Genomic DNA, 14,674 nt, shown 5'->3' on the forward strand with positions numbered 1-14,674 from the left:
TGAACAGCATAAATAATTTCTTTAAAAAAATAGCAATTTTATTAAATTCATTGTAACGTAATGATTTGTATGTTTTTATTATCGGTTGGTTGGTTAAGATAGTTAGACATAGATAACACATGAAGTCTATTTTCAAAAATGGGGATAACGGGTGAGATCAGTGCTTACTAACTACATCATTGTAATGATCCGCGTCATTGGGTTGATTGTCTTGCTTTTGGTAAGTGCTTGTCATCGTTCCAATTATATTCCAGATGAAGATGATCCAAAGCTGCCTTGCAAAGTTGAAGGCGCCTGTGACTCAACGATCATAAAATATTTTACCAAATTTAACAAAAGCGGTATAAAAGTAGTGACTATAGGTCAGGATTATTTAATCAGTATCCCGGCAAGCGCATTGTTTGACGATCAAACTCCACATATAAAATGGTCTTCCTATGGTTTACTGAATGAAATATCCACGTTTCTTAAACAGTTTCGAAAAGTAGCAATTACTGTAACCAGTTACAGTAGTAAATATGTATCCGTTCAAAGAGAACGGGCATTAACTTTAGCCAGATCCCGAGTAGTGGGTGAATATTTATGGTCTCAAGGAATTGACAGCCGTTTTATCTTTACACAAGGATTAGGTAGTGATAAACCTATAGTAAGTTTTAATCAAGGTGGCGATACATCTCCAAATGCCCGAGTTGAAATTACTTTTAGACGTGCTGTGGTAAATTGAGGAAGTTATGAGCCGGGAAAATTGGTTATTAATAAAAAGAAATAAAAACTTTAATGTTAATATTTACCGAAGCGGGTTAGTCGTTTTAATTTTATCTCTTTTAATGAGTACCATTATTGGTGTAATAATATTTTATGTGTACCTGCATCAACCAGAGCGAGATTATTATGCAACCAGCGGAGTAACTCCTCCGATTAAGCTTAAGTCGATGCCGACACCAAATGAATCATCTGTACCTTTATTAGAGCCTGATCCGCCAACAGATGATGTACCAAGGATTATACCGCAATAAATAGAGGATATTATGGCTGAAGATGCCTTAACAGTTGTAGCATTAAGAAATCAGTTTTATAAAGATAGCCAGCGTAAAGTAATATTAGCGCTTCTGATTGCTATTGTGGTTAATTTCGTTTTGGGCTCGTTGCTAGTTTATATAATAACGCATCCTCCGGCTCCACGATATTTTGCAACAACAATTAATGGACGTATTACGCCCCTTTTTCCTTTAAATGAACCGAACCAATCAGATTCAGCCGTACTGCAATGGGCGAACCAGGCCGCAATCGCTGCTTTTACTTATAACTTCGTTAACTATAGAGATGAGTTGCAAGCATCGTCAGGTTTCTTTACTGCTGATGGCTGGGATCAGTTTCTTAATGCCCTTCAGTCTTCAAATAATCTGGATGCAGTAAAGGCTAAGAAATTGATTGTTTCGGCTGTAGCAACTCGCGCACCCATTATTTTGCAAAAAGGGGTATTAAATGGCAGCTTTTCGTGGCGGGTACAGATGCCTATACTCGTTACTTATCAGAGTGCCAGCGAATTTACTCAACAAAATAACGTTGTAACCATGTTGATTACTCGAGTATCTACTTTAAATTCCCCTCGTGGTATTGGTATATCACAATTTGTAGTCGGACCTGCCAGTGGTGGGGTGAGTTAATGATGAACAAAGTAAAGACAAAATTTAAAGTACAAATCATTGTTGGAGTTCTTTGCTCTATGTCCCTGGGAAGTTTCGCAGCGAACCAGGGCGATGACGCACAGCAGGCCTTGCAACAACTACGTTTGCTGCAGCAAAAATTATCACAGAATCCTGGTCAGGATAGTCAAGCTTCTAATGATTCCAGTGGAAATACTGCTCCGCCTGCAGCCAATGTTACAAATCAATCACCGCCAAGTACTGCTCAAACTCCAGCGCCACAAACAAAGCAGTCTCAGAATTCTGCAAGTGGTGATAATCAGGCAATTACTCAATCAGAAACTGAAATTATTGATAATAAAGCATTTAAAGATATGACTCGTAACTTGTATCCTTTAAATCCAGAACAAATTGTACGATTAAAGCAGATGTATCAAACAACAGAATATGCCCAGGCATCTACTCCGGGGACTCCACCAAAGCCTACGGCAACATCACAATTTGTTAATTTGTCACCAGGGTCTACTCCGCCGGTGATCAGATTATCTCAAGGGTTTGTTTCTTCCCTGGTTTTTCTGGATTCTACAGGTGCTCCATGGCCGATTTCCGCTTATGATTTGGGTGATCCTTCTGCATTTAATATCCAATGGGATAAGACCAGTAATACGCTAATGATTCAGGCAATGAAGTTATATAACTACGGTAATCTGGCTGTGCGATTAAGAGGTTTGAATACACCCGTAATGTTAACTTTAATTCCTGGACAGAAAGCAGTTGATTATCGAGTTGATTTGCGGGTCCAAGGATATGGTCCTAACGCAAAAACCATGCCTATGGAAGAGGGGATACCTCCTTCAGCCAGCGATATATTACTTCATGTCCTGGATGGTGTACCTCCTGCTGGAAGTTCTCGTTTAGTAGTTAGTGGTGGTGATGCACGTGCATGGTTATCCAATAATAAAATGTATGTTAGAACCAATCTCACTATATTGTCTCCGGGCTGGTTAGCAAGTATGACCAGTGCAGATGGAACGCATGCTTATGAAATGCAAAAATCTCCGGTGTTATTAGTGTCCTGGCATGGTAAAGTCATGCAACTTAAGGTGGAAGGGTTATAAACAAATGGCAAGCAGAAAAGAAAATATCAAGTCACTGTTTTCCAATACTCGAACTCGAGTGATTATCATTTTTACGTTAATCCTGTTGGTTGTCGCAGTCGTTATTGGATACATGAAGCTTCGAAGTTCTATTCAAGGCCCTTTATCAAAAGCCTCAGTCAGTGTCACACCTGGAATTCAATCCATTCCTGGTGTACTTGATCCAACAGCGCAATATGCCAAATTGCAGGAAGAACAGAATATTACTCAGGCAAAGCAGGCTGAAACAACTGGCGGTAGCGCTATACCAACAATTATTCGCACCCAAGCTCTGGGTGAAGGGGTAGGGGTAATTGGTTCACAAGGTGGACAGAGTGGAGTAGGATTTTCTGCTTTAGCTCGAGAAGATGATGAGGGCGCACAAAGAAGTTTGTGGATACAGGATTTGCAAAATGGCAGTTGCAGTAAATCAGTCATTACAAAAGTTGTAAATCAGGGTGCTCTACTCAATGATTTGAAACAAGCATGCAGTTGCGTGCAGCTAAAAGACAGTGGTTTTGTTCTAAAAGATTTGGAACAGGTTTGTGAGTGTAAAGAGTTAAAGGCCGCAGGATATAACGCCAGACAACTCAAAGAAGCCGGTTACACTGCAGGACGATTAAGAAATTGCGGTTTTGATGCGTGTGAGTTAAGAAATGCGGGATTTTCCGCGCAGGAAATGAAAGATGGTGGATTTTCTGATGGTGAATTAAAGGGTGCTGGATTTTCTGATGCCGAAATCGCTAAGGCCAGTGGCTTACCTGATGGGATAACTGCAGATGACGTAAGAAAAGCTGGATGTGGGGTTGCTGCCTTAACAAAATTACGTAAAGCGGGTGTATCTGCTTCTGCAATCAGAAAAATCACTGGATGTTCCGCAGAACAGTTAAAAGCGGCTGGATATACTGCTCAAGAGTTGAAAGATGCAGGTTTCAGTGCGGCAGATTTAAAGAAAGCAGGTTTTTCTGCTGAGGAATTAAGAGCAGCAGGGTTTACCGCTCGCGATTTATTAAATGCGGGATTTACACCAGAAGATCTGGCCAAGGCTGGTTTCACTGCTGCGCAAATTAGAGCAGCCGGAGCGGAACTACCTCCTGGAATAACACCCAACGATGTGAAGAACGCAGGATGCGATGTTGATGTATTAAAGAAACAAAGAGCAGCCGGAGTCAGTGCTGCTTTAATCAAGCAATATGCTGGGTGCAGTGCGCAGGCATTAAAGGCTGCTGGTTTTAGCGATGCAGAGTTGGCAGATGCAGGTTATACTCCGCAAGAGATTAGCGCCGCTGGTGCCTTGTCCGATGCAGATGTTAAGGCTGCAGGTTGTGACCCTGATAAGTTGAAGAAACTATTTAATGCTGGAGTTTCTGCTAAACGTATCAAAGAATTAAATGGCTGTAGCGCTCAAGCATTAAAAAATGCCGGATTTGATGTTAAATCATTAATGGATGCCGGATTTACGCCCGCTGAATTACTCGCAGCAGGCTTTACACAGAAACAATTACAAGATGCTGGATTAAGTCCTGCAGATATAATCGCCAGTGGCAGAGCAGCGGATTGCAGTGTTGAATCATTAAAAAAAGCCAGAGCTGCAGGGGTAAGTGCTCTGACTATTAAGCAAACAATGGGCTGTTCTGCTGCAGCATTGAAAGCTGCTGGATATACGGCAAAAGAGTTGAAAGATGCAGGGTTTACAGCTGCTGAATTAAAAGCAGCAGGTTTTAGCGCGAAGGATCTGAAAGATGCTGGTTTTAGCGCCAAGGAATTACGTGATGCAGGTTTTTCAGCACAAGAATTGAAAGCAGCAGGTTTTAGCGCAAAAGAACTTAAGGATGCCGGGTTTAGTGCGGCAGAATTAAAAGCTGCAGGTTTTTCTGCTGCTCAGCTTAAGGCAGCGGGCTTCAGTGCAAAAGACTTAAAGGATGCAGGGTTTTCCGCTGCAGAATTGAAGAGTGCAGGATTTAGCGCCAAAGAACTTAAGGACGCAGGTTTTTCAGCTTCTGATTTAAAAAATGCAGGATTCAGTGCCAAAGATTTAAAAGATGCAGGGTTCTCTGCTTCAGATTTGAAAAGTGCTGGATATAGTGCGGCAGAACTTCGAAATGCAGGTTATACCGCAGCTGAATTAAAAGAGGCAGGGTTTACTGCGGGTCAATTACAAGCTGCCGGATTCTCTGCAGCAGAGTCAAGCATGGCGGGTTTGCAAGATCCCAATTTACAACAAAATCCTTCTTCAATGGTAGGTGTTCCCGGGTTCCCAGGACAGCAAACATCTACTTCGCAGGCTGGATCCAGTAGTGAGCAGCTGCAGGCAATTTTAAATAAACAAAATCAACAGATGGCGGAACAAAAATACCAACAAAAAATTCAACAAAGAACTTCGGATATGCTCTCTGCAGCAAATCAATCAATCCAAGTTTGGAAAACCGTCAGTACACAGGTATACACGGCAGGTACCGAGGAAAAAGTAGCAGCAGCGAGTGAAATCGCACAGGCCGGCTTACCAGCAAATGCTGGATCCCAGGGACAGGCACAGAACAATGCACCTGCTCAAAAGGCTATTATTAAAACGGGTGATATTGTATTTGCTGTGATGGATACATCAGTAAACAGTGATGAACCTGGCCCAATTTTAGCAACTATAGTGACCGGTAAATTGAAAGGGGCTAAATTGATAGGTAGTTTTAATCTACCATCCAATGCAGATAAAATGGTGATTACATTTAATACCATGTCAGTGCCCGGAGCAGCAAAAGCTACGTCTATATCTGCTTTCGCAATTGATCCCAATACGGCCAGGACTGCATTGTCCAGTAGAACAGACCATCATTATTTAATGCGCTATGGTTCTTTATTCGCATCTTCTTTCATTGAAGGTTTTGGTAATGCATTTCAGTCAGCGAATACTACTGTAAGCATTGGTGGAACTGGTGGTGGAAATAATATTACTGTATCCAATGGTATTGGCCGCTCCTCTCTTGAGAATGCCGTTATCGGTTTGGCAACAGTAGGTAAAAGTTGGGGACAACAGGCGCAGCAATTATTTAATACCCCAACCACAGTTGAAGTATTTTCAGGAACTGGTTTGGGAATTTTATTTACTCAGGATGTAACAACTATTTAACTTGATGGCAGAGAATAATGGCAGAACATGATCAAGATAATGATGAATATAGATTTGCGGAGCTGGATTCACTTGACGATGAACCAATGGGTGACTCAGATGTGAGGAAAAGTAATAACTTGTCTTCAGGACAGGGACAGTTTTCTGATAAAAAGAATATTAAACGCAATGCTTTGATTGCGGTGGGTTTAGTTATTCTTGTTATGGTGCTGTACAAATTCATCGGGTACTTGTTCTTCTCCGATGCGTCAGAACCCGTTGCAAATAAAGCTGTTGTTCCTCCTGTAACTCAGGTCACAGCAACTCAACCGGTACCAACAACAATTACACCGGTGCCTGTTCAACAAATTCAACAAGTTCAACAAATTGATTCACAAGCCGAGAAGGAGTTAGCAAATAAAGTTTCAGCCATTGAAGCTTCTCAACAAAGCCTTAGAGCAGAAGTGAGCGCACTTAGCGATCAGATAGGTTCAATTAACAATAATATAAACAATTTAAATACACAAATTGCAAATCTGAACCAAGTGATGGGTACTTTATCCAATCAGCTAGCCAAACAATCTGAGGTTATTGGTGTGTTAATTGCACGTTCACAGCCTAAAAAAGTTAAACCCGTTGCGCGATATGTGCCGCAGCGTATTATTTATAATATTCAAGCAGTAATTCCAGGTCGTGCATGGCTAATTGGCTCAAATGGTTCTACAATTACAGTAAGAGAAGGGACGAAAATTGCAGGGTATGGAATGGTTAAATTAATTGACTCAATACAAGGTCGAGTATTAACCAGTTCCGGGCAAGTAATTAAGTTTAGTCAAGACGATAGTTGAGGCATTTATGGCAACTTGTACTGGCGGCACAGTTTCATGCTGGATTGCAAGTCAGGCTGATATTTTAACGAATCTTGCAAATTCATTAGCGCCTGTAGAGCGATTAATTACAGGCGGTGCTTATCTTATTGGTAGTGCTTTTATATTTAAGGCAATCTATAGTTTGAAGGTTTATGGTGAGGCTAGAACTATGATGTCGAATAGCGCTAGCGTAAAAGAACCCATAATGTATTTGATGGTTGGAGCAATATTAATTTATTTTCCAACAGCATTTAAAGTTTTTATGCAATCAACCTTCGGTTATCAAAATGTACTTCAATATGCTCCTGTAAATAGTAGTAATCAGGCGCTTGATACACTTTTTGGTAATGGTAGCGTTGTAGGAAGGCCATTAGCTATGCTAATACAAGTTATTGGTTTGATTGCATTTGTCAGAGGATGGGTATTAGTTGCTCGTTCTGCATCTCAAGGGCAACCCCCAGGAGGTACTGGAAAAGGCTTAATGCATGTATTTGGTGGGATTTTAGCAATCAATATTGTAGGTACTATTAATATGATTAATAATACTTTATACGGTTCAGGTTAGACTAATTTAAAATTAGGAGAGAATAGTGAAAAGTAAAATGGTGAATAGAACAGGATATAAATACTGGTTGATGAGTGCAGCGTGCATGGGACTAATCGCGTTGGTCAGTCAGGAGGCAGCAGCAGGCTCAATCACTATAGGTAATATGGCTTCAACAATTGCTGGTTCGTTTACCAGTTTAGCAAAACTTATAACAGCTGGATCCTATTTGGCAGGTTTGGGTTTTTCTATTGGTGCTATTATGAAGTTTAAGCAGCATAAAGATAATCCTACTCAAATCCCAATTGGAACTCCTATTGCTCTGGTATTTATCGCAGCAGCATTATTATTCCTTCCTTCTATTTTAGGAGTGACAGGACAAACTATGTTTGGTAGTGCTGGAACTACTGCAGGTCCTACTGGTACAGTATTTAAGTAAGGAACAAGCCTGTAGTATATTTAGAAATAAATTGGGTAGAGTATTATTCTTTACCCAATTTATTTATTAGTTGAAATGGGTTTTAAGTGATTTTTGACTTATATTTACGTATAGGTGTCTAAAATTTAGTATTTTTATATTGTTCATATATTATGTATGGTAAAGACACTAAAGTTCTTAAATTCAGCTTAATGTGAGCCGAGAATATGGCGGGTAATCAAGAACGCTGCGAATTAAAATTAATTGCTACACCAGGTTCCTGGCGTTTGTATTCAGCCAGAAAAATTGATGAGCGATTTAAATCGTATGAGCAAAAAATATTTACCAGAGATCGCTATACCTGCCAGTTTTGCGGATTTCAAGCGCGTTTGTTTCAAGAAATTGTAAATCTTGATAATGATTACACCAACAACAGATTATCGAATCTAGTAACTGCATGCTGTTTTTGTGCACAATGTTTTTTTATTGAATCAGTAGGGGTGGGTGGCTATGGAGGCGGAACACTGATCTATCTTCCTGAATTGAGTCAATCTGAATTAAATAGTTTATGTCATGTTTTATTTTGCGCTATTACTAATGATACTGGATACAAGTCAAGCGCTCAAAATATCTATAGAAGTTTTAAATTTCGATCTCAGATTGTAGAAGAAAAATTTGGAGAGGGAACAAGTGATCCCGCAATATTTGGTCAGTTAATGATAGATTCTGGTGTTACTAATAAAGAGATTAGCAGTCAGCTTTTGAAAAACGTGTGCTTATTACCTTCACGAGCTAAATTTAGAAAACAAATTGAAAAATGGGCTGCCAGCGCATTAGAAGAAATTGCTGAATAAATAATAATGAATCAGACAACTGACGTTGGTTGCAAAAGTACAACGTAAGTCGTGAAATAAATAAAAATTGGGGATAAGGGATGGCAAAATGGTCAGAATCGTTTTTTGAGGGTATAGATACCTTCTTTGCCTGGTTAAGCACTTCTCTTAAACAGACGACAGAGTCGTATGTTGATTTGGAAACTGCAGACAGTCCTACTGTCCTGGTAAACCATGACGGTTCATTACTTTCAATAATTAAAATTGAAGGCGTTACCGCACTGGCAGGCGCAGAAGAATTCGAACGTTTGGTTGGTGGGTTAAATAATGCGTTCCAGGCTGCTATGGGCAGACCTGGCCATGCTCTGCAAGTATATTTCAGTCATGACAAACAAAATATTAAAAAGGTTATCGAAGACATCTATGATCCGGCAAAAGCTACTGCAAAACGACTTGATCTTAATTTAGGTGATTTGTTTGATGAACGTGTCGATTATCTAGCTCAATATTGCGCTGAAGAACGAGTGTATTTTGTGTTAATAACTCGGCCATTTAATCTTTCCAATGATCAATTGAAAATCTCCGCTAAAGCCAAAGGGAAATTTATTAAAGACAACAAAATACCTCCTTTTAAAAATTCTCAAACTATATTCGCAGCAGTACCGGAATTACGCGATACACATGATGCTTATGTACGATCCATCATGAATGATCTTGATGCATTACGTGTTTTTGCCAAACTTTTGGATGTGCATGAAGCAGTACATGCCATTCGTATGACTGCCGATCCTGATTATACTGCAGATAACTGGCGTGCTACTTTACCGGGGGATCGGTTACCTGTGCGTGAAGTGAACAGTTTTGAGGGTGATCCTTCTGATTTGTTATGGCCCTCATTAGCCAAACAGGTTATTCCCAGAGATGCAGAAACCATTGATTTAAGGACAGTTCGTGTAGGTGACAAAATCTATGCCTCTACCTATATTGATTTATTTCCAAAAGAAGTAAGACCCTTTATTACATTATTTTCACGGATACTTCCGTCTCATGTTCCCTGGAAAATTACTTTCTTAATTGAAAGTGAAGGTTTAAGCACGATTAAACTTAAAGGTCTTTTATCAGCCATATTGAGTTTTAGCTCAGCACAAAATCGACTAATCAGTGACTCGGTAAACTTGTTAAAATATCTACAGCTCAATACCGATGAAGCTATTGTTCGTTTGAGAGTTGTTGCAACTACCTGGGCATATGAAGGCAACGAGCCTTTGCTTAGACGAAGAAGTTCGGAGTTAGTCAAAGCAATACAAGGCTGGGGTTCAACGGACGTTTCTGAAATTTGCGGCGATCCCTTTGCTGGCTTTGTTTCAACTATGCTAGCAACATCAATGAATAGCGCAGCAGTGCCAACTGTTGCTCCATTATCAAGCGTTATCTCTATGTTGCCTATTACTCGCCCAGCATCACCATGGAAGACTGGGGCTTTGCTTTTTAGATCACCTGATGGGAAACCTTGGCCTTTCCAACCAGGTTCAACAGAACAGACAACATGGATTGACTTGGTCTATGCTCGTCCTGGTTCAGGAAAATCAGTATTATCCAATGCCCTCAATTTGGCTCTTTGTTTATCTGGCGGATTAACTCGCTTACCGCGAATTGCCATTATTGATATAGGACCATCAAGTAGTGGATTGATTTCATTATTAAAGGAGGCGCTACCTGCTTCCAAACGTCATCTGGTCGCTTATCATCGTTTGCGAATGACCCCTGAATATTCTATAAACCCTTTTGATACTCAATTGGGATGTCGTTATCCAACGGCATTGGAACGGTCCTTTTTGGTGAATTTTATTACCTTGCTCACGACGCCATTAGGCGCGATAAAACCTTATGATGGTATGCCTGATTTGGCTGGTATGGTAGTAGATGAACTCTATAAAAGTATGGCTGATGAATTTAATCCAACACCTTATGCTCCGGGTGTTGAAGAATTTATTGACAGTATATTAGAAGAAATCGGATTCATACGTGATTCCAAATCAACCTGGTGGGAAGTAACCGATTCGCTGTATTCAGCAGGATTTGTGCATGAAGCCATGTTAGCACAACGATATGCAATGCCTTTGTTAGCAGATGCTGCATCGATCTGTCGATCTTCTTCGATTGAGGATTTGTATGAAAAAGTAACTGCGCCTACAGGTGAATCTTTAATTAACGCCTTTTCAAGAATGATCTCATCTGCAGTACGTGAATACCCAATTTTATCACGTGTAAGCAGCTTTGATATCGGAGATGCCCGTGTCGTATCCCTGGATCTTGATGAAGTCGCAAAGAGTGGTGGTGACGCAGCAGACAGACAGACTGCGGTGATGTATATGCTGGCGCGGTACGTATTGGCGCGGCATTATTATCTAACTGAAGAAAGTTTGAATAATGTACCGGAACAATATAAAGAGTATCATAAAGAACGAGTTCTTGAGATAAGAGAGGATCATAAACGTATTGTTTATGATGAGTTCCATCGCACCTCAAAATCTGCTGCAGTCCGTGAGCAGGTCATTATCGACATGCGGGAAGGGCGTAAATGGAAAGTCCAGATTGCTTTACTATCGCAATCTGTGGATGACTTTGATCCAGTAATGATTGATTTCGCAACGGCTATTTATATTATGGATGCGGGTCCTTCACAGGCAATTGAGAAAACCACTGAAATCTTTGGACTATCTGAAACTGCAAAAGTAGCCTTACGCAATAGAGTACATGGACCTCGCCAAGGCGGCGCTACATTCCTGGCACAATTTGCTACCAAATCAGGGGTAAATGTCCAATTACTGACTTTAACGCTTGGGCCTGTAGAGTTATGGGCATTTAGTACGACTGCAGAAGATGCGACAGTTAGAAATCATTTATACCGTCATTTAGGACCTGCTGAGGCGAGAAGATTGCTTGCTGCCCTGTTTCCCAATGGTTCTATCGCCAAGGAATTGGAAGCCCGCTTGGCGACAATGAAAGAACAAGTCGGTTTAATTGAAGATGATGAGCGGGAAGGAGCTATTAATCAATTGGTAACTGATATATTGGAAGCTTATGCAAAAGATCCTAATATTAAATCGCTACCCGTTAAAATCAGTTAAGCAATGACTCTCATGAATTGCCGGTTATAGTGAAATGAACGTACTGTACTCTATCATTTTATCGGCTGTAGCTTCGTTATACTCAGGAGTTATTTATGCTGTCGAGTGCCCTGATTTTAAGAAACTTATGTCGTTAACGGCAGAGTTACGTCATTCCATAAATCAAGAGTTCTGTACTCATGAAATTAATGGTCAGCATTTGGATTGGATTAAGAATTCTGCTATCCCGCAAATTATGAATAAATCATTTTTGGGTGTTGAGCCACCCTCTAACTGGCGGATGTTGCTGGATGATTTAATGCAATGCTACACCCAAGGGGACTTGTGCTCGAAAAAAGTCCAAGAAGAATTTGCTCAGTGTACAATGGCTAAAATGCCCATAATTCTATTTCAGCTAAGTCCATGGTTCAGTGAACATTGTGTTCAAATGAATGCAACAATTCTGCAAGGTTGGCAAGTTAAGAAATCGATAATTATGGGATTAATCAATGAATTTACCCAGCGACTTAACCGGAATGGTTTTTTAGAACCTAGTACAACGTTTCATTGATTCTGTTCTGTGTCATCTCATCTTAAAATCACTTAAATCTGAACGCTATCTGTGCGTCGCAGGACAGAATCAGTGAAACGTTGTTCTAGTACTCTTTTTTTATTCGTTGAACTAGCAGGGTATCTTGACAACACACCCTTCTAATTCAGATTCATTTTATAGGTTTCACGAACATAAAAAGTTGTGCCCAGGACGAGTATTGCCCAAGAAAACAGATACCAGGCAGGCGCTAATTGGTTATCCGATAGTTCAATCAATGAGAAAGCAATCAGAGGCATTGTACCTCCAAAGAGGGCTTGACCTATATTATAACCAGTTGAGATTCCACTGGCTCGAATACTGGTTGGAAACATCTCAGCCAACATGGTTGGAACGGTTGCGTTTATAGGTGCCAGAATCAACGCTAATAAGAGTTCACAATACAGTACATGCCACCAGTTTTTACTGAGTAATAATAAGAAAAATGGAAAGATATACAGTAATAGTGTGATTAAACCGCATAAATAAACCGGTTTTCTTCCGATAACATCAGATATATAGCCGCTAATTGGAATAAATATCGTTAATGACAAAAGTGCCAATAGATTTATTAATAAGGCATCATGTAATAGAAACCCCTGATATTTGACTAAGTAGGTGGTGACATAGGCTATCAGCAGATAATTCGACATGGCCAGGATACTGGTAATCATAACCGCTTTGAACAGCTGCTTTTTATGTTGAGTGAAAATAATTTTTATTGGGATATCCTGTGCATGGGCTTTTTGTTGAAAAGTAGGCGATTCGCTGCTTTTCAACCGTAAAAAAATACCAATTATTCCTAGAATTCCACCCAGTAAATACGTATATCTCCAACCTGATTGCAATAGAGAGTTACCTGAATAAAAGGAACTGGCTATCGATGCTATCAATGCGCCTAAAAATATACCTAAAAAAGCGCTGCTTAAAACCAGACTTCCTGCAAAACCACGTTTGTGTTCGAACATATGTTCGATCAGATAGGTAGTAGACCCAGGAAGTTCGCCTCCTACAGCCAGACCTTGAATAAGCCTTAAAATAGAAAATATTATGGGAGCTGCCAGTCCCAGGGAGTTATAATCGGGCACAAAAGCAATCAGGGTGGTTGACAGCGTCATGATCGACATAGAGAGAATGAGAGCTTTTCGTCTTCCAAAATAATCGGCATAATGCCCTATGAGTACACCGCCAAAAGGGCGCATGATAAATCCAATAGCAAAAAGACTGAATGTAGCGAGCAGAGAAATAAAATGAATTTCAGAAGGAAAGAAAAGTTCTGCAAAAAGCGGGGCGAAACTGGCGTAGAGGATGAAATCATACCACTCCAGGGTATTCCCATACAAACCTGCAATAATGCTGTATCGTTCTTTCTGATTCATAGTATGTGTTCTTATTCTGATTATCCGTTGTATTCAGTACCGCCTGTTTTTATGCTGTAGAAACCTTATGTCCCTTATTTTTGATGGCATATAACGCAGCCATAACCCGAATTAAATAGAATATCTTTGCCTGGAGGGGATGATATTTTATTAAAATTAACGGCATTTTCCCGGGCATTTAAAATGCGTTGCTCTAACATCTCCTTATATGGCCACAGACTGTAGGTTTTAGAGAGTTTCGCGTTTTTGTATATTATTGTACCGGTTTCTACATCCCCCGATTTAATGAGCATATCCCCCATATTCATGAAAAAGCCTTCAAAATTATGCGGGGCAATAGTTGAATTCCAACAGGCTCTTTGTTGACCGGTACGAATTTCTTTATTCATAAAAGGTTGATAATCGGGGTTTTTTCTGTTGATTTTGGTTCCAGTACATAAATCGAGTGTCTTCCATTGCCAAGTTAATCCTTCTTTAAAATGATCAGAATCTGCCGGAAGACTGCTCATAGGATAGCCTGCAGTAAAATAATTAAATTGAGGCCACTCGTGAATTGCTTTTTTCAGGGTAAAATATCCTCTTACTTCTTCTTGTTTATCTTGATAAATTTGACCTTCAATAAGTTGGGTATCCCCATAAAATCCTTGATAAATAGGGTTGTGGGGATCAAGTTCCAAGGCATCAAGGAAATATTTTTTAGATAAAATAATTTCATTGGTAATTAAAGGCGATTGATCGTGGACTCGAGAACGTTCGGTAATTTTCCATATATGAGTGAAGCCTAAATAAGCTGCTAGTTGAGAATCATCAGGATTTTCAAGATAAGCTGCAGTTAATAAATAGCTAACTCTGGGAATATCCTGATAACGCCCATGGTGTAATGAATTCCAGAAATGGTGTTTTGCCTGTATGGCCAGTTTATCCTTAGACGCTTTGGCTTGTTTGGGAGGCGTTGACATCAATGCAACCTGTTCACATCCAACCAGGTTAATGACCATAATACATAACGACGCTACTATCGGAAAACGCATCCTTGTGCTCCCTTGA

The 14,674-nt window shown here is 40.1% G+C and carries 13 protein-coding genes; 11 read left to right on the top strand and 2 right to left on the bottom strand.

From position 1 onward, the window contains the following. Window positions 1–151 precede the first annotated feature (151 nt). The 11 genes from icmN (at window position 152) to IZU94_RS06595 (ending at window position 12,230) form a co-directional block, all read left to right on the top strand. Window positions 152–724 (top strand): type IVB secretion system protein IcmN/DotK, encoded by a 573-nt coding sequence (gene icmN / locus IZU94_RS06545; RefSeq protein ID WP_203109145.1) that lies wholly within the window; start codon window positions 152–154, stop codon window positions 722–724. Between the two features lie 7 nt (window positions 725–731). Further along, the gene (gene icmM, locus IZU94_RS06550; RefSeq protein ID WP_203109147.1) at window positions 732–1,016 is read left to right on the top strand and encodes a type IVB secretion system protein IcmM/DotJ; all 285 of its coding nucleotides are present in this window, start codon (window positions 732–734) and stop codon (window positions 1,014–1,016) included. Window positions 1,017–1,028: 12 nt separating this feature from the next. Next, window positions 1,029–1,667: a type IVB secretion system apparatus protein IcmL/DotI gene (locus IZU94_RS06555; RefSeq protein ID WP_203109149.1), complete on the top strand. Its 639-nt coding sequence runs from the start codon at window positions 1,029–1,031 to the stop codon at window positions 1,665–1,667. A gap of 2 nt (window positions 1,668–1,669) precedes the next feature. Further along, window positions 1,670–2,764, top strand: a complete 1,095-nt coding sequence (locus IZU94_RS06560) for a DotH/IcmK family type IV secretion protein (protein WP_203109555.1) — start codon at window positions 1,670–1,672, stop codon at window positions 2,762–2,764. A gap of 4 nt (window positions 2,765–2,768) precedes the next feature. Then, on the top strand, window positions 2,769–5,906 hold the full coding sequence (dotG, locus tag IZU94_RS06565; RefSeq protein WP_203109151.1) for a type IVB secretion system protein DotG/IcmE: 3,138 nt from the start codon (window positions 2,769–2,771) through the stop codon (window positions 5,904–5,906). A gap of 14 nt (window positions 5,907–5,920) precedes the next feature. Beyond that, window positions 5,921–6,733 carry a type IVB secretion system protein IcmG/DotF gene (icmG, locus tag IZU94_RS06570; RefSeq protein ID WP_203109557.1) on the top strand — a complete coding sequence of 271 codons (813 nt, stop codon included), beginning with the start codon at window positions 5,921–5,923 and terminating at the stop codon, window positions 6,731–6,733. 7 nt (window positions 6,734–6,740) lie between these two features. Beyond that, window positions 6,741–7,319 carry a type IV secretion protein IcmC gene (locus IZU94_RS06575; RefSeq protein WP_203109153.1) on the top strand — a complete coding sequence of 193 codons (579 nt, stop codon included), beginning with the start codon at window positions 6,741–6,743 and terminating at the stop codon, window positions 7,317–7,319. A 37-nt stretch (window positions 7,320–7,356) separates the two neighbouring features. Beyond that, on the top strand, window positions 7,357–7,737 hold the full coding sequence (locus IZU94_RS06580) for a hypothetical protein (protein WP_058472449.1): 381 nt from the start codon (window positions 7,357–7,359) through the stop codon (window positions 7,735–7,737). Window positions 7,738–7,943: 206 nt separating this feature from the next. Then, window positions 7,944–8,570, top strand: coding sequence for a type IVB secretion system protein IcmJDotN (gene icmJ, locus IZU94_RS06585; RefSeq protein ID WP_203109155.1), 627 nt, complete (start codon window positions 7,944–7,946; stop codon window positions 8,568–8,570). Window positions 8,571–8,650: 80 nt separating this feature from the next. Continuing rightward, window positions 8,651–11,680, top strand: a complete 3,030-nt coding sequence (locus tag IZU94_RS06590) for a putative type IV secretion/conjugal transfer ATPase (RefSeq protein ID WP_203109157.1) — start codon at window positions 8,651–8,653, stop codon at window positions 11,678–11,680. A gap of 34 nt (window positions 11,681–11,714) precedes the next feature. Then, complete coding sequence (locus IZU94_RS06595; RefSeq protein ID WP_203109159.1) at window positions 11,715–12,230, top strand: hypothetical protein; 516 nt, start codon at window positions 11,715–11,717, stop codon at window positions 12,228–12,230. Window positions 12,231–12,370: 140 nt separating this feature from the next. On the opposite strand, the gene IZU94_RS06600 is transcribed toward IZU94_RS06595, so the two are convergent. After that, window positions 12,371–13,627, bottom strand: coding sequence for an MFS transporter (locus IZU94_RS06600; protein ID WP_203109161.1), 1,257 nt, complete (start codon window positions 13,625–13,627; stop codon window positions 12,371–12,373). A gap of 74 nt (window positions 13,628–13,701) precedes the next feature. Further along, window positions 13,702–14,658, bottom strand: coding sequence for a hypothetical protein (locus tag IZU94_RS06605; protein ID WP_238400366.1), 957 nt, complete (start codon window positions 14,656–14,658; stop codon window positions 13,702–13,704). Window positions 14,659–14,674 lie beyond the last annotated feature (16 nt).

It is taken from the genome of Legionella bononiensis, assembly GCF_016786215.1.
Classification (GTDB): domain Bacteria; phylum Pseudomonadota; class Gammaproteobacteria; order Legionellales; family Legionellaceae; genus Legionella; species Legionella bononiensis.

Coding starts and splice junctions, on each gene's coding strand:
- IZU94_RS06580 (WP_058472449.1), top strand. CDS start 7,357: ATGGTGAATAGAACAGGATATAAATACTGGTTGATGAGTGCAGCGTGC.
- IZU94_RS06590 (WP_203109157.1), top strand. CDS start 8,651: ATGGCAAAATGGTCAGAATCGTTTTTTGAGGGTATAGATACCTTCTTT.
- IZU94_RS06560 (WP_203109555.1), top strand. CDS start 1,670: ATGAACAAAGTAAAGACAAAATTTAAAGTACAAATCATTGTTGGAGTT.
- IZU94_RS06605 (WP_238400366.1), bottom strand. CDS start 14,658: ATGCGTTTTCCGATAGTAGCGTCGTTATGTATTATGGTCATTAACCTG.
- IZU94_RS06555 (WP_203109149.1), top strand. CDS start 1,029: ATGGCTGAAGATGCCTTAACAGTTGTAGCATTAAGAAATCAGTTTTAT.
- IZU94_RS06575 (WP_203109153.1), top strand. CDS start 6,741: ATGGCAACTTGTACTGGCGGCACAGTTTCATGCTGGATTGCAAGTCAG.
- icmM (WP_203109147.1), top strand. CDS start 732: ATGAGCCGGGAAAATTGGTTATTAATAAAAAGAAATAAAAACTTTAAT.
- IZU94_RS06600 (WP_203109161.1), bottom strand. CDS start 13,627: ATGAATCAGAAAGAACGATACAGCATTATTGCAGGTTTGTATGGGAAT.
- dotG (WP_203109151.1), top strand. CDS start 2,769: ATGGCAAGCAGAAAAGAAAATATCAAGTCACTGTTTTCCAATACTCGA.
- IZU94_RS06595 (WP_203109159.1), top strand. CDS start 11,715: ATGAACGTACTGTACTCTATCATTTTATCGGCTGTAGCTTCGTTATAC.
- icmJ (WP_203109155.1), top strand. CDS start 7,944: ATGGCGGGTAATCAAGAACGCTGCGAATTAAAATTAATTGCTACACCA.